Raw genomic sequence first — 13,833 nt, forward strand, 5'->3', positions numbered from 1 at the left:
CACCATGAGCTTCACGCGCCGCCAGATCCTGCAGACCTCCAGTGCATCCGCCCTGATGGCCAGCCTTGGCCAGAACGTCTTCGCGCAGGCGACGACACACATAGAGACCGCGACCATCGTCACCGGCTTCGCGGCCGGCGGCACGTCGGACACCACCTGCCGTCGCCTGGCGACCAAGCTCAGCCCCGAGTACGCGAAGACCGCCGTGGTCGAGAACCGCACCGGCGCGGGCGGCCAGATCGCCGTGGGCTACGTGAAGGGCCGCCCGGCCGACGGCAGCACCATCCTGCAGACGCCGACCTCGATCCTCACGATCTACCCGCACATCTACAAGAAGCTGCCGTACGACCCGGTGACCGACATCACGCCGGTGAGCCTGGCCTGCGTGTTCGACTTCGGCTTCGCCGTGGGCCCGGCCGTGCCGGCCAGCGTGAAGACCGTGCCGGAGTTCCTGGCCTGGGCCAAGGCCAACCCGGCCGGCGCCAACTACGGTTCGCCGGCATCCGGCTCCACGCCGCACTTCATCGGCGCGCTGCTGGGCAAGAAGGGCGGCGTCGAGCTCAAGCACGCGGCCTACCGCGGCACGCAGCCGGCCATGCTCGACCTGCTGGGCAGCAACATCTCCGCGGTGTCGGGGCCCATCGGCGACATCACGCAGCACCTGCCCACCGGCAAGGTGCGCATCCTGGGCGTGTCGGGCGCCAAGCGCAGCCGCTTCGTGCCCGACGTGCCCACCTTCGGCGAGCAGGGCCTGAAGGACATGGCGCACAGCGAGTGGTTCGCCTTCTTCCTGCCGGCCAAGGCCTCGCCCGAGCTCGTGGCGAAGCTGAACACGGCGATGAAGAACGCGCTCGCGCAGAAGGACGTGATCGACGGCCTCGGCACCTTCGGCCTGGAAGCGATGTCTTCCACGCCCGCCGAGCTGACGGAACTGTTGAAGAAGGACACCGCCAAGTGGGGCCCGATCGTGAAGGACGTCGGCTTTACAGCGGAAGGATAGGACCACCCCGTTTCTTGCTCACTTCGTGTAGCCGAATCCCCCTCAAGGGGCAACACCAGCGGCCCGGCAAAGCCGGTTCCGCGGTGTTCCCCGCGAAAGCCTCGGAAAGCACAACGAGCAAGCCATTTAAAAGGAACTGCCATGAACACTCTCGCCACCCCGGCCGCCTCGGCGCTGGTCCATCCCTCGATCCACCCCGACGAGCGCGCCGCGCGCGAGGAGCTCGCGGCCTGCTACCGCGTGTTCGCGATGCTGGGCTGGGTCGAGATGATCTACAACCACATCACGGTGCGGCTGCCCGACAGCGTGACGGGCGGCGAGAAGCAGTTCCTCATCAACCCCTTCGGCCTGCACTACAGCGAGGTCACGGCCAGCAACCTGGTGAAGATCGACCTGCGGGGCAGGGTGCTCGACGGTTCGTCTTACCCGGTGAACCCGGCCGGCTTCACGGTGCACGCGGCCATCCACGACGGCCTGCCCGGCGCGCACTGCGTGATGCACACGCACACCACCGCCGGCGTGGCCGTGGCCTGCCTGCAGGGCGGGCTGCAGCAGACCAATTTCTATACCGCCCAGCTGCACGGCATGGTGGCGTACCACGACTTCGAGGGCATCACCATCCATGCCGACGAAGGCCCGCGCCTGCTCAGGAGCATCGGCGACCGCAACGCGGTGATCCTGCGCAACCACGGCCTGCTGGCCTGGGGGCAGACGCTGCCGCAGACCTTCGCGATTTTGTGGACGCTGCAGCGCGCCTGCGAGATCCAGATGGCCACCTTCTCGATGGGCGCGGCCATTCCGGTGAGCGAGGAGATCGCGCAGCGCTGCACGCGCGACGCGCTGCAGTTCAGCCCCGAGCACGGCGCCGGGCAGGATGTGTTCAATGCGCTTGTGCGCCAGGTGGACCGCATCGACCCTTCGTACCGCAACTGAACTGAGGCGAGCTTTCCCATGAAGATTTGCATCTACGGCGCCGGTGCCATCGGCGGATGGATCGGCGCCGGCCTGGCGCAGGCGGGCCAGCGGCTGAACGTGGTGGCGCGCGGCGACACGCTCGAGGCGCTGCGGCGGAACGGCCTGTCGCTGATGCGCGGCGGCACGGGTGGAGAGGTGCGCACGCGCGTGCCCGTCAACGCGGTGGCCGACCCGGCCGAACTCGGCGTGCAGGACCTGGTGGTCATCGCCGTGAAGGCGCCAGCACTGGCCGGCGTGGCCGAGCGCATCGGGCCGCTGATCGGCGCCGACACCATCGTGCTGGTGGCGATGAACGGCGTGCCGTGGTGGTTCCTGGAAGGCGGCTTCGGCGGCGAGATCACCGGCCACCGGCTCGCGGCGGTCGACCCCGAAGGCGCCATCGCCAAGGCCATTCCGTCGCGCAACGTGATCGGCTGCGTGGTGCACGCGAGCTGCTCGCTCGACGGGCCGGGCGTGGTGCGGCACCACTTCGGCAACGGGTTGATCGTGGGCGAGCCTTCGGGCGAGGTCACGCCGCGCGTGCGGAAGCTGGTCGAGCTGCTCAACGCCGCGGGCATCGACACCACGCTGTCGCCGCAGATCCAGAAGGACGTGTGGTTCAAGCTGTGGGGCAACATGACGGTGAACCCGATCAGCGCGCTGACGGGCTGCACCACCGACCTCATCATGGGCGACGACTACGTGCGCGGCTTCATCTCGGCGGTGATGCTGGAGGCCAAGGAAATCGGCCGCCGCATCGGCATCGAGATCACGCAGAGCCCGGAAGACCGGCACGCCGTCACCATGAAGCTCGGCGCGTTCAAGACGTCGATGCTGCAGGACGTGGAAGCCGGCCGCTCGGTGGAACTGGACGCGCTGGTGACCGTGGTTCGCGAGCTGGGTGAACTGACCGGCGTGGCGACGCCGTTCACCGACGCGCTGCTGGGGCTGGCGCGCCTGAGGACGCGGCAGCTCGGCCTGTACTGAGCCGATCCGGGCCCCCGTCGCAAGATCGCTTGACCCGGCCCCTGCGGCCGCCTTGATAAAGGCGCTGTCCGTTCCAAGCCAAGAGGTGATCTCGTGAATTCTCCAGCCGCCCGATTCCTGAACCCTGCCGAGGCCGCCCGGCGGCTCGGTGTTTCCGCCAAGGCGCTGCGCCTGTACGAGCAGCGCGGGCTGTTGACGCCGGCCCGCACCGAGGCCGGCTGGCGCTCCTACGGACCCGGCGAAATGGCCCGGGGCGCGGAGATCGCCGCGCTGCGCAAGCTCGGCCTGAGCCTCGCGCAGGTGGCGCGCGTGCTGCAAGGCGACGCCGCGGGGCTGGAGCCGGCGCTGGCGGCGCACCAGGCGATGCTCGAGGGGCGCGTTCGCCAGCTCGGCGACACCATGGAGAAAGTGCGCGGCCTGCGCGCCGGCCTCGCGCGCGGCCGGGCGCCTGCAGCCGGCGAGCTGGCGCGCCTGCTGAAGCCGGCCGAGGGGCTTTGCATCGCCTTCGACCTGCCGTGGCCCTGGGGCGGCGAACGCTTCGAGCTGCGCGGCATACGGTCGCTGAACTACATCGTCGGCCCGCTGGGCAGCGGCAAGACACGGCTGGCGATGCGCCTGGCCGAGACCATTCCGGGCGCCGCGTTCCTCGGGCTGGACCGGACGGCGAGCCCCGGCGCGGCCCTCGCACCGGCTGTCGCCGAAGCCCTGGCGTGGCTGGTGGAGGACGGCGCCACGGCCTCCGGCGCGCTGGCCGCCCTGCTGGCCGGGCTGGCGGCAGAAGGGCCCTCGGCGCTGGTGGTCGACCTGGTGGAACAGGGGCTGGACCCTGCGACCCAGCAGGCGCTCATCGCGCACCTGCGCCGGCGCGGCCCAGGCGGCAGGCCGCTCTTCATGCTCACGCGCTCCTGCGTGATCCTCGACCTGGCCGCGGTGGGCGACGACGAATCGATCATCCTCTGCCCCGCCAACCACAGCCCGCCGACGCTCGTCGCGCCGTACCCTGGCGCCGCCGGCTACGAAGCCGTCGCCAGTTGCCTCGCCACGCCGGAAGTGCGGGCGCGCACGGAAGGCGTCATCGCCTGGCGGCCGAGAAGAGAAGCGGCCTGAATCAACGGCGATCGGGTTGGGGCAGCGTCACCCACCATGCCGCCGCCACGATCAGCAAGCCACCGGCCCATCCCCATGGCCCGATGCGCTCGCCGAACCCGTGCACCGCGATCAGCGCACCGAACACCGGCTCGCTGCCCATCAGCAGCGACACCCGGCTCGGGCTGGAGCGCGAGGCCGCATGGTTCTGCGCGAAGAATGCGAACACGGTGCACAGCAGCACCAGGTACGCCATGCCCCACCAGAACGCCGCGGTGGCCGGCGGCATGTGCCACGCGCCGTTGGCCGGCGAGGCGACCAGCGCGATCGCCGTCGCGCCGAGCGCCATCACGCCGGCCTGCACCGCCGTCAGCGTCAGCGCCGGCAGCGCGTGGCGGCCGGCCAGCCGGCGCGTCAGGCACACCATCAGCGCGCGCAGGAAGGCCGCGGCCACCATGAGCCCGTCGCCCCAACCGAGCGACAGGTCGGCGGGCGAAGTAGCCGACAGCATCGCCGCGCCGAGCGCCGACAGCCCCGCCGCCCAGAACACGCGCCGCGCCGGCCGCCGGCCCAGCAGCCACCATTCGACGAAGGGCGTGATCGCCACGCACAGGCTGACGAGAAAGGCCGCGTTGCTCGCGCTGGTCAGCGACACGCCGAAGGTCTCGCACACGAAGATCGCCAGCAGGTTGACGCCGAGCAGCCCGCCCACCGCCAGGCCCTGGCGCCATTGCGCCCCGAACAGCGGCCCGAGCGCCGGCAGCAGCACCACAAAGGTCAGCCCGAAGCGCAGCGCGATGAACTCCAGCACCGGCAACTGCTGCGTCGCCTGCTTGGCCACCGCGTAGCTGCCGCCCCAAACGGCCGCCACGAGAAGCAGCATGATTTCGGCCGAGCCGATGCCCGCTCCGAAGCCCGCCCGCGTCTTTGAATCCATACTGTCGGCCCGCCGTCGATGAACAACCCAGGGGGAATTGTTCCGGGCATCAACCGGGCCGCACAGCCATCGGCCGGAACAGGACTATTGCGTCGTGGGAACGAATTCATTTCTCAAAGTGCTGCCCGAGATGGTGACCTTCCTGCGGGTCGCCGAGCTGGGCAGCTTCTCCGCGGCAGCCGATCTGCTGGGCATGACGCCCTCGGCCGCGAGCCGGCAGGTGAAGCGTCTGGAAAAGGAGATCGGCGTGCAGCTGCTGCAGCGCACCACGCGCCAGCTGAGGCTGACCGAGCCCGGCGCCGAGGCCTTCGCGCGCTGCCGAGAACTGGTGCTGGCGGCGCAGGGCACGATGGACATCGCGCAGCGCTTTTCGAAGACGCCGAGCGGGCTGGTGCGCATCAGCGCGCCGAAGGCCTTCGCGCGGCGCGTGCTGCATCCGCACATCCTCGACTTTCTCGGGCGCTACCCCGAGGTCGACGTGCAGCTCGTGGTGGCCGACCGCGACGTCGACCCGATCCGCGAGGGCGTGGACCTGGTGGTACGGCTGACCACCGAGCCGCCCGAGGGGCTGGTGGCACGCCGGCTGATGGCGGTCGAGCACATCCTGTGCGCGGCGCCGGCCTATCTGGCGCGGCATGGCGCCATCGCGCACTCGCTCGATCTGCCGGCGCACAGCTGCCTGTCGCTGGGCGAGCACGAACGCGACAACCACTGGCGCTTCAGGCAGGGCGACGAAGAGGCCGAGGTGGTGGTGCGCGGGCGCTATGTGTCGAACCACAGCGAGGTGCGGCTCGACGGCGCGCTCGCGGGGCTGGGCGTGGCCTGCCTGCCGGCGTTCATCGCCCGGCCGGCACTGGACGACGGCCGCGTGGTGCGGGTGCTGGCCGATTGGGAGTTCCAGGGCAACTATCGCGGGCACGCCTACATCCTGCACCCGCCCGACCGCTTCATGGCGCCCAAGTGCCGGGTGCTGATCGAGCACCTGCTGGGCGCGCTCAGTGCGTCTTCGTCAGGACGCGAACGGCCTCGGGCAGCGAGTTGACCTGCGGCATGAAGCGGTCGAGCAGCGCGCCGAGCGCGACCGCGCAGATCACCGCGCCCAGCAGCGGCTTCCACGTCAGCCGCACGGCGGCCATGAGCCAGCCCTCGCGCGCCACGCGCACCGCGGCGCGCGCCGACACGTAGGAGAACGCGATCTCGATCGCCACCGCCAGCAGCGCGTCCCAGCTGAAGTACAGCAGCACCAGCGACCCCGCGCCGAGCACCACGGCCACGCAGATCAGGAAGACCGCGACGATCGGCACGACGATGATCGCGCCCTCGTCGGCACTGCCAGCGACTTCGAGCGCGCCGCCGGCCATGTCGGAAAGGCCGCCGTCACCGCCACCAACACCTCCTCCTCCTCCTCCGTCCCCCAGGTTCACGTGGCCGTGCGAACTGCTGCCGCCGCCGCGTCCGCCGCCGAACTCGACATCGGGCGCATCGAGGTCGACATCCAGCGCCCGCCCCTCGACCAGCCGCTTGGCCCACCAGCGCAGCACCAGCAGGTAGCCGAGGTACCCCACGCCCAGCGTGAGGAAGTAGCGCACCGCCAGCGAATCGACGTGCAGCAGGTGCATCTGCAGCGCCGACACGCACCACATGAGCAGCAGCGTGAAGCTGCCGATCAGGATGCCGTGCGTGCGCAGGCTGTAGTTGCGGTGCAGGTCGCGTTCGACCTGCGTTTCCCAAAGGCGCACGGAGCGCCAGTTGGAAAGAACCTTCATTCGCCTTCGGTGGCGGCGGCGAAGGGCACGCGCTGGGCCACGGCGCACATGAGCTCGTAGCCGACGGTGCCGGCGGCCCGCGCGACCTCGTCGATGGGCAGCACCGCGCCGGTCTTCGCCGAGTTGCCCCACAGCGTGACCTCGCTGCCGAACCCGGCGTCGGGCACCGGCGTGAGGTCGACGGTGATCATGTCCATGCTCACGCGCCCGACCATGCGGGTGCGCACGCCGTTCACCAGCACCGGCGTGCCGGTGGTGCAGTGGCGCGGATAGCCGTCGGCATAGCCGACCGCCGCGACGCCGATGGTGAGCGGCCCCTCGGCCGTGAAGCTGGAGCCGTAGCCGATGGTGTCTCCGGCCTTCAGCGTCTGCACCCCGATGAGCTGGGTCGACAGCGTCATGGTCGGCTGCAGCTGCCAGTGCGCGGCGTCGTGTTCGGGGTAGTCGGGGGCGCTGCCGTACAGCACGATGCCGGGGCGCACCCAGTCGCCGCGCGTCAGCCTGGCGTGGCGCAGCGTGGCCGCGCTGTTGGCAATGGAGCGCTCGCCCGGCAGGTCGCGCGTGAAATGCTCGAACACCTCGAGCTGGTGGGCGATGCCGCGCGGGCCGTCGGCGTCGCTGAAGTGCGTCATGAGCGAAATCTCGTCGACCTGGGTCAGCGCATTGAGGCGGGTCCAGGCGGAGCCGAAGCGCTCGGGCGTGAAGCCCAGGCGGTTCATGCCCGAATTCATCTTCAGGAACACGCGCTGCGGCTTCAGGGTCTTGTGGGCGGCGAGCATGTCGATCTGCTCGTCGCAGTGCACCGCGTGCCACAGGTCCAGGCGCGAGCACAGCTCCAGGTCGCGCGCGTCGAACACGCCTTCGAGCAGCAGCACCGGGCCGCGCCAGCCGAGCGCGCGCACGCGTTCGGCCTCGGCCAGATCGAGCATCGCGAAGCCGTCGGCCCCGCGCAGGCCTTCATAGACCCGCTCTATGCCATGGCCATAGGCATTGGCCTTGACGACGGCCCATACCCGGGCTTCGAGGGCCGAGCGGCGTGCGCGCTCGAGGTTGTGACGCAGCGCGTCGGTGTGGACGGTGGCGAGAATGGGGCGCGGCATGGGGGCTCTGGCAAGTCGGAGAAAATGCAGACCACGTTTTAGCACCTTCGGGAATGGGGTCGAACACCGTGGGGATGCGCAATTGCGCGCCGCACCCCCGTGCTATAACCGCCCATTCGCCTCGGACGCGACACTTTTTCACTACCGCCAGCAGACCCTCTGGCCAGCCAGCCCATCGATGAAGCGCGGTTTCTACACGATCATGTCGGCCCAGTTCTTTTCGTCGCTGGCCGACCAAGCGCTCTTCGTTGTTGCGGTCGACCTGATGCGGACTTCGGGCGCACCCGAATGGCAGCGGGCCGCACTGGTACCGATCTTCGCGGTCTTCTACGTGGTGCTCGCCCCGCTGGTGGGCGCCTTCGCCGACGCCTTGCCCAAGGGCAAGGTCATGTTCATCAGCAATGCGATCAAGGTGCTCGGCTGCCTGATGATGCTGTTCGGCTCGCACCCGCTGCTGTCCTACTCCATCGTCGGGCTGGGCGCGGCGGCGTATTCGCCGGCCAAGTACGGCATCCTGACCGAGCTGCTGCCGGCGTCCCAACTGGTCAAGGCCAACGGCTGGATCGAGGGCCTGACCATCGCCTCGATCCTGCTGGGCATCGTGCTCGGCGGCGCGCTGGTGGGCCATGCGGTGTCCAGCAAGCTGCTGGCCTTCGACTTCCCGTTCATCGACACCGGCATCAACTCGCCGGCCGAGGCGGCGATCACGGTGCTGATCTTCGTCTACGCACTGGCCGCGTGGTTCAACACGCGCATTCCGCACACCGGTGTCGAGATGCGCCCGCTGCGCTCCAACCCCGAGCACGGCCTGGCGCGCAACATCGCCGCGCTGCTGCCCGACTTCTGGCACTGCAACGCCCGCCTCTGGCGCGACCGCCTCGGCCAGATCTCGCTGGCCACCACCACGCTCTTCTGGGGCGCGGGCGGCAACCTCAAGTACATCGTGCTGGCCTGGGCCGCGCTGGCGCTGGACTACAACACCACCCAGGCCTCGGCGCTGACCGGCGTGGTGACCATCGGCACCGCCGTGGGCGCCATCGTGGCGTCGATGCGCATGCGGCTGGACATGGCCACCCGCGTGATCCCCATGGGCATCGCGATGGGGCTGATGGTGATCGCGATGAACTTCATCGGCAACGTCTGGCTGGCGGTGCCGTTCCTCATCATGCTGGGCGGCCTCGGCGGCTTCCTGGTGGTGCCGATGAACGCGCTGCTGCAGCACCGCGGCCACAACCTGATGGGCGCGGGCCGCTCCATCGCGGTGCAGAACTTCAACGAGCAGGCCTGCATCCTGCTGCTGGGCGCCTTCTACAGCGTGTGCACCGGCCTGGGCCTGTCGGCCTACGGAGCGATCAGCGCATTCGGCCTCGTGGTGGCCGGCTGCATGTGGATCATCAAGCGCTGGCACGAGAACAACCTGAAGAAGTACCCCGAGGAAGTCGAGCACCTGCTGGCCATCGCCCGCAGCGACAAGCATCATTGAACTCCCCCAGGCTGCGCGCACTTCGTGTCGCTTCGCCTACCCCCTCGCCGGGGGCAACACCGGCGGCCCGGCAAAGCCGGTTCCGCGGTGTTCCTGAAAAATACGCGCCGTCATGCCCGCCCTCGCCTTGATGTTCAATGCCTTCGTCTGGGGCGTTGCCTGGTTTCCGTTCCGCCAGATGGCCGGCCATGGGCTGCATCCGCTGTGGACCACCTGCCTGATCTACCTGGCCATCGCGGTCGTGATGGGTCTCGTGCGGCGCCACGCCTGGCGGGGCTTCGCGGCTTTTCCGGGGCTGGTGATGCTGGGGCTGGCGGCCGGGCTCACCAACGTGGGCTTCAACTGGGCGGTAACGCAGGGCGACGTGGTGCGCGTGGTGCTGCTGTTCTACCTGATGCCGCTGTGGAGCGTGCTGCTGGGCTGGCTGCTGCTGGGCGAGCGGCCCACCGGCGGCGCGCTGGCGCGGGTGGCGCTGGCGCTCACCGGCGTGGTGGTGGTGCTGAAGGCGCCGGGCACCGACTGGCCGGTGCCGTCGAGCCTGCCCGACTGGCTGGGCGTGGGCGCCGGCTTCAGCTTCGCGGTGACCAACATCGTGCTGCGCCGCCTGCGCGCGGCGCCGGGCGAATCGCGCGCGCTCGCCATGTTCTGCGGCTGCTCCGCAGTGGCGGGCGTGGCGGCACTGGCGGGCACGGCCTTCGGCGCCATCGATTCGCCGATGCTGGCGTCGCCCGGCTGGCTCGGCTGGGCCGCGCTGCTGGGCACGGGCTTCATCGTCGCCAACGTGTGCCTGCAATACGGCGCGTCGCGGCTGGCGGCCAGCGCCACCTCGGTGATCATGCTGTCGGAAGTGCTGTTCGCGAGCGTCTCGTCGGTGGCGCTGGGCGCGGCCACGCTGGACTCGCGCATCCTGATGGGCGGCGCGCTGATCGTGCTGGGCGCCCTCTGGTCGGCGTTTGCGCGAACGCCCGTGCCGCGCGATGATCGCGCTCCCGCTCCCACCTGAGGAAAAACCCGCATGACCAGCATCTACGACTTCGAGGCCAACCAGATCGACGGCAAGCCGGTGAAGCTCTCCGCCTTCAAGGGCAAGGTGCTGCTGATCGTGAACACGGCCAGCAAATGCGGCTTCACGCCGCAGTTCGCCGGCCTCGAGGCGCTGCACGAAAAATACGCGGACCAGGGGCTCACGGTGCTGGGTTTCCCGTCGAACCAGTTCGGCTCGCAGGACCCGGGCACCAACGAGGAAATCGGCGCCTTCTGCACCAGGAACTACGGCGTGAGCTTCCCGATGATGGAGAAGATCGACGTCAACGGGAGCAACGCCGCGCCGCTGTACCAGTGGCTCACCAAGGAAAAGCCCGGCCTGCTGGGCAGCACGGCCATCAAGTGGAACTTTACGAAGTTCCTGGTCGGGCGCGACGGCACCGTGCTCAAGCGCTATGCGCCGCTGGACACGCCGGCTTCGCTCACGCGCGACGTGGAAGCGGCATTGGCGGCGGCGGGCTGACCCGGCCGCAAGCCGTCAGAAGCGGAAATCGGCGGTCTTGGAGCCGCCGCTGCCCACCGTCACCGTCTGGGACTTCGCGGCGCCACCGGCCGTGGACGCATCGATGACATAACGCCCGGCGGGCACGTCGACCAGGCAGACCGGGCCGTTGGCGCGGAATGCCAACGCCGCGGCGTTGCTGGCGTCGCCGCCCTTGATCGTGACGTCCACATTCGCCAGGTAGGCGCCGTCGGCACGCGCGAACAGCAGCGCCAGCGGATGCTCCTTCATGGCCGCGCGCATCGCCTGCGATTCGTCCGAGCCGATGCCGCCGCACACATAGCGTGCCGAGCCGGCGCCCTGCCACGCCGGCATGGCGCCCTGTGCCTGCGCCGCCACGGCGCCGGCTGCGCAGATGCCCGCGAGCAGCGCGCGCCGCAGCAGCCTGGAAGAAGAAACGAGGGGGGCGGAAACATGGGACATGGCACTGGCTCCTTGCGAATTCGGTGCCGCCATGATGCGCCGCCACGCGCTTTCGCGCGAGTCGGACCGCGCCCTCCCCTGCTGTGCGATCAGGCCGCGTCCAGCGCGGCGTCCAGCAGCTCGATCCAGTGCCGTACCGGCGTGTCGCCGCTGCCGCTTTGCAGGTGCGTGATGCAGCCGATGTTGGCCGAGGCGATGACGCTCGGCTGCAGCTGCTTCAGGTGCCCGAGCTTGCGGTCGCGCAGCGGGTAGGCCAGCTCGGGCTGCAGCACCGAGTAAGTGCCGGCCGAGCCGCAGCACAGGTGCGATTCGTTCATGGCCACGCGCATGTCGAAGCCCAGCGCGCGCAGCTGCGTCTCGACGCCGCCGCGCAGCTTCTGGCCGTGCTGCAACGTGCAGGGCGGGTGATAGGCCACCACGCCCGCAGGCGCCTTCACGCGGGCCTTGAGCGCGGGCACGAGGTCGGGCAGCAGCTCGCTCAGGTCGCGCGTGAGTTCGCTGATGCGCGCGGCCTTCAGCGCGTAGGCCGTGTCGTGCTGGAGGATGTGGCCGTACTCGCGCACGGTGACGCCGCAGCCCGATGCGTTCATGACGATAGCCTCGACCTCGTTGCGCTCCACGAAGGGCCACCAGGCGTCGATGTTGGCGCGCATCTGCGCCTTGCCGCCGTCCTGGTCGTTCAGGTGGAACTTCACCGCGCCGCAGCAGCCGGCCTCGGGCGCAATCAGCGCCTGGATGCCGGCCGCGTCGAGCACGCGCGCGGTGGCGCTGTTGATGTTCGGCATCATCGACGGCTGCACGCAGCCCGCGAGCATCAGCACCTTGCGCGCATGCGTGGCGGTGGGCCAGGCACCGGCTTCCTGCTTCGCGGGCACCTTGGCCTTCAGGGCCTCGGGCAGCACGCCGCGCACCGCCTGGCCGAGCTTCATCGCGGGGCCGAAGAGCGGCGACGGCAGGCCTTCCTTCAACAACCAGCGCTTCGCCGATTCGCCCGCGGGGCGCGGCACTTTCTCGTCGACGATCCTGCGGCCGATGTCGACGAGGTGGCCGTACTGCACGCCGCTCGGGCAGGTGCTCTCGCAGTTGCGGCAGGTGAGGCAGCGGTCGAGGTGCAGCTGCGTGCTGCGCGTCGGCGCCTTGCCTTCGAGCACCTGCTTGATGAGGTAGATGCGCCCGCGCGGTCCGTCGAGCTCGTCGCCGAGCAGCTGGTAGGTCGGGCAGGTGGCGGTGCAGAAGCCGCAGTGCACGCATTTGCGCAGGATGGCTTCGGCCTCGCGGCCCTCGTCGGTGCCACGGAATTCGGGGGCGAGTTCGGTTTGCATGGTTGTTCTTGTCGTGCTCAGGAGGACGCGAGCAGGCGGCCGCGATGGAAGAGGCCGTGCGGATCGAACTCGCGCATCAGCGCGCGCTGGATGCGTTCGATGGGCGCGCTCACGCTGTCGAAACGCGGCTCGTGGCTTTGCACGGCAGCGGCGGGCAGGCGGAACAGCGTGGCATGGCCGCCCGCCGCGCGTGCGATCTCGCGGATGCGCGCGGCCTGCCCGGGCGGCGCCTTGTACCAGCGCTGGCCGCCGTGCCATTCGATGAGCGGCGCGGCGGCGCCGTCGAGCGCCAGCACGGGCGCGGTCTGCGGCACGCTGAGGCGCCATAGCGCATCGCCGCCTTCGTCGGCGGAGAACCACGGCAGCTGCTGGTCGCGCAGCGACTGCCAGTCGGCGGCCGCGCGCAGGTCGTCCTTGCGCTCGCCGCCCAGATGCGCGCATGCGGCCTCCACGGCGGCGACGGCGCCGCGCAGCCGCAGGTACAGCGCGCCCGCGCCGGCGTATTCGAACCAGCAGCTCGCATTCAGCGGCAGCGGCCGGCCGCCCCATTCGTTGAGCAGCCGCAGCGCATCGGCCTGGCCGCAGGCGAATTCGAGCGTGGCTTCGGCCGGCGGGACCGGCAGCACCTTGAGGCTCACCTCCGCGATCACGCCCAGCGTGCCGAGCGAGCCCGCGAGCACGCGCGACACGTCATAGCCCGCGACGTTCTTCATCACCTGGCCGCCGAAGCTCAGCACCTCGCCGCGTCCGTTGACGAGCGTGGCGCCGAGCACGTAGTCGCGCACTGCCCCGACGCTGGCTCGCGCAGGCCCGCTGAGCCCCGCCGCGACCATGCCGCCGACGGTTGCGTCGTTGCCGAAGCGCGGCGGTTCGAAAGGCAGGCACTGGCCTTTGTCGGCAAGTGCCGCTTCGAGTTCGGCAAGCGGCGTTCCGGCCCGCACGGTGACGACCAGCTCGCTCGGTTCGTAGCTGGTGATGCCGGTGAGCGAGCGCGTGTCGAGCACCTCGCCTTGCGGCGTTTCGCCGTAGAAGTCCTTCGTTCCACCGCCGCGAATGGACAGGGGCGTGGCTTGTGTCGCGGCGGCACGGATGCGCTCGACTATCTGGTTGAGGGCGGTGTCGATGCTCATCGGGCTTTTTGTCTTTGATGTTGTTGTTCGGGGCGAGTGCACAGGCCACCGGGTACTCCCCTCCGCGAATGTCCCCCGCCTTCGGCTCCTCCTTTATTT

Annotated in this window: 14 protein-coding genes; 8 read left to right on the top strand and 6 right to left on the bottom strand. The window is 69.9% G+C overall.

The annotated features are described in order from the left end of the window. Positions 1-4 precede the first annotated feature (4 nt). From QRN67_RS09980 to QRN67_RS09995, 4 genes are all read left to right on the top strand, one after another. Entirely contained in the window at positions 5-1,000 is a 996-nt protein-coding gene (locus QRN67_RS09980) for a Bug family tripartite tricarboxylate transporter substrate binding protein (RefSeq protein WP_081270038.1), read from the top strand. A gap of 141 nt (positions 1,001-1,141) precedes the next feature. Further along, positions 1,142-1,933 (top strand): class II aldolase/adducin family protein, encoded by a 792-nt coding sequence (locus QRN67_RS09985; RefSeq protein ID WP_081270039.1) that lies wholly within the window; start codon positions 1,142-1,144, stop codon positions 1,931-1,933. 18 nt (positions 1,934-1,951) lie between these two features. Beyond that, on the top strand, positions 1,952-2,941 hold the full coding sequence (locus QRN67_RS09990) for a 2-dehydropantoate 2-reductase (protein WP_285411634.1): 990 nt from the start codon (positions 1,952-1,954) through the stop codon (positions 2,939-2,941). A 93-nt stretch (positions 2,942-3,034) separates the two neighbouring features. Next, positions 3,035-4,048 carry a MerR family transcriptional regulator gene (locus tag QRN67_RS09995; RefSeq protein ID WP_285411635.1) on the top strand — a complete coding sequence of 338 codons (1,014 nt, stop codon included), beginning with the start codon at positions 3,035-3,037 and terminating at the stop codon, positions 4,046-4,048. A 1-nt stretch (position 4,049) separates the two neighbouring features. Here the strand turns inward: QRN67_RS09995 and QRN67_RS10000 are convergent, their stop codons facing one another. Beyond that, positions 4,050-4,964, bottom strand: coding sequence for a DMT family transporter (locus tag QRN67_RS10000; protein ID WP_285411636.1), 915 nt, complete (start codon positions 4,962-4,964; stop codon positions 4,050-4,052). A gap of 94 nt (positions 4,965-5,058) precedes the next feature. On the opposite strand from QRN67_RS10000, the gene QRN67_RS10005 reads away from it, so the two are divergent. After that, positions 5,059-6,006 carry a LysR family transcriptional regulator gene (locus QRN67_RS10005; RefSeq protein WP_285411637.1) on the top strand — a complete coding sequence of 316 codons (948 nt, stop codon included), beginning with the start codon at positions 5,059-5,061 and terminating at the stop codon, positions 6,004-6,006. Here the strand turns inward: QRN67_RS10005 and QRN67_RS10010 are convergent. Together QRN67_RS10010 and alr are read right to left on the bottom strand one after the other, a co-directional pair. Continuing rightward, complete coding sequence (locus QRN67_RS10010; RefSeq protein ID WP_285411638.1) at positions 5,960-6,730, bottom strand: hypothetical protein; 771 nt, start codon at positions 6,728-6,730, stop codon at positions 5,960-5,962. The genes QRN67_RS10005 and QRN67_RS10010 overlap by 47 nt on opposite strands. Further along, positions 6,727-7,830: an alanine racemase gene (gene alr, locus QRN67_RS10015; protein WP_106936113.1), complete on the bottom strand. Its 1,104-nt coding sequence runs from the start codon at positions 7,828-7,830 to the stop codon at positions 6,727-6,729. Before alr ends, QRN67_RS10010 begins: the two co-directional genes overlap by 4 nt. A 178-nt stretch (positions 7,831-8,008) precedes the next feature. Here alr and lplT point away from each other — a divergent pair, with 178 nt between their 5' ends. From lplT to QRN67_RS10030, 3 genes are all read left to right on the top strand, one after another. Next, on the top strand, positions 8,009-9,313 hold the full coding sequence (gene lplT / locus QRN67_RS10020) for a lysophospholipid transporter LplT (RefSeq protein WP_081270045.1): 1,305 nt from the start codon (positions 8,009-8,011) through the stop codon (positions 9,311-9,313). Between the two features lie 112 nt (positions 9,314-9,425). Beyond that, positions 9,426-10,316 carry a DMT family transporter gene (locus QRN67_RS10025; RefSeq protein WP_285411639.1) on the top strand — a complete coding sequence of 297 codons (891 nt, stop codon included), beginning with the start codon at positions 9,426-9,428 and terminating at the stop codon, positions 10,314-10,316. A 12-nt stretch (positions 10,317-10,328) separates the two neighbouring features. Beyond that, on the top strand, positions 10,329-10,820 hold the full coding sequence (locus QRN67_RS10030) for a glutathione peroxidase (RefSeq protein ID WP_081270047.1): 492 nt from the start codon (positions 10,329-10,331) through the stop codon (positions 10,818-10,820). A 15-nt stretch (positions 10,821-10,835) separates the two neighbouring features. Here QRN67_RS10030 and QRN67_RS10035 read toward each other — a convergent pair whose 3' ends face one another. The 3 genes from QRN67_RS10035 to glcE form a co-directional block, all read right to left on the bottom strand. Then, positions 10,836-11,282, bottom strand: coding sequence for a carboxypeptidase-like regulatory domain-containing protein (locus tag QRN67_RS10035; protein ID WP_106936116.1), 447 nt, complete (start codon positions 11,280-11,282; stop codon positions 10,836-10,838). A gap of 89 nt (positions 11,283-11,371) precedes the next feature. Continuing rightward, positions 11,372-12,604 (bottom strand): glycolate oxidase subunit GlcF, encoded by a 1,233-nt coding sequence (gene glcF, locus QRN67_RS10040; protein ID WP_285411640.1) that lies wholly within the window; start codon positions 12,602-12,604, stop codon positions 11,372-11,374. Positions 12,605-12,621: 17 nt separating this feature from the next. Next, positions 12,622-13,734 carry a glycolate oxidase subunit GlcE gene (gene glcE, locus QRN67_RS10045; RefSeq protein ID WP_285411641.1) on the bottom strand — a complete coding sequence of 371 codons (1,113 nt, stop codon included), beginning with the start codon at positions 13,732-13,734 and terminating at the stop codon, positions 12,622-12,624. Between the last annotated feature and the right edge of the window lie 99 nt (positions 13,735-13,833).

It is taken from the genome of Variovorax sp. efr-133-TYG-130 (assembly GCF_030208835.1).
Taxonomy (GTDB): Bacteria; Pseudomonadota; Gammaproteobacteria; order Burkholderiales; family Burkholderiaceae_C; genus Variovorax.

Bases quoted from the DNA above. Each gene is read 5' to 3' on its own strand.
- QRN67_RS09980 (WP_081270038.1), top strand. From the start codon at position 5: ATGAGCTTCACGCGCCGCCAGATCCTGCAGACCTCCAGTGCATCCGCC.
- QRN67_RS09985 (WP_081270039.1), top strand. From the start codon at position 1,142: ATGAACACTCTCGCCACCCCGGCCGCCTCGGCGCTGGTCCATCCCTCG.
- QRN67_RS09990 (WP_285411634.1), top strand. From the start codon at position 1,952: ATGAAGATTTGCATCTACGGCGCCGGTGCCATCGGCGGATGGATCGGC.
- QRN67_RS10000 (WP_285411636.1), bottom strand. From the start codon at position 4,964: ATGGATTCAAAGACGCGGGCGGGCTTCGGAGCGGGCATCGGCTCGGCC.
- QRN67_RS10010 (WP_285411638.1), bottom strand. From the start codon at position 6,730: ATGAAGGTTCTTTCCAACTGGCGCTCCGTGCGCCTTTGGGAAACGCAG.
- alr (WP_106936113.1), bottom strand. From the start codon at position 7,830: ATGCCGCGCCCCATTCTCGCCACCGTCCACACCGACGCGCTGCGTCAC.
- lplT (WP_081270045.1), top strand. From the start codon at position 8,009: ATGAAGCGCGGTTTCTACACGATCATGTCGGCCCAGTTCTTTTCGTCG.
- QRN67_RS10025 (WP_285411639.1), top strand. From the start codon at position 9,426: ATGCCCGCCCTCGCCTTGATGTTCAATGCCTTCGTCTGGGGCGTTGCC.
- QRN67_RS10030 (WP_081270047.1), top strand. From the start codon at position 10,329: ATGACCAGCATCTACGACTTCGAGGCCAACCAGATCGACGGCAAGCCG.
- QRN67_RS10035 (WP_106936116.1), bottom strand. From the start codon at position 11,282: ATGTCCCATGTTTCCGCCCCCCTCGTTTCTTCTTCCAGGCTGCTGCGG.
- glcF (WP_285411640.1), bottom strand. From the start codon at position 12,604: ATGCAAACCGAACTCGCCCCCGAATTCCGTGGCACCGACGAGGGCCGC.
- glcE (WP_285411641.1), bottom strand. From the start codon at position 13,734: ATGAGCATCGACACCGCCCTCAACCAGATAGTCGAGCGCATCCGTGCC.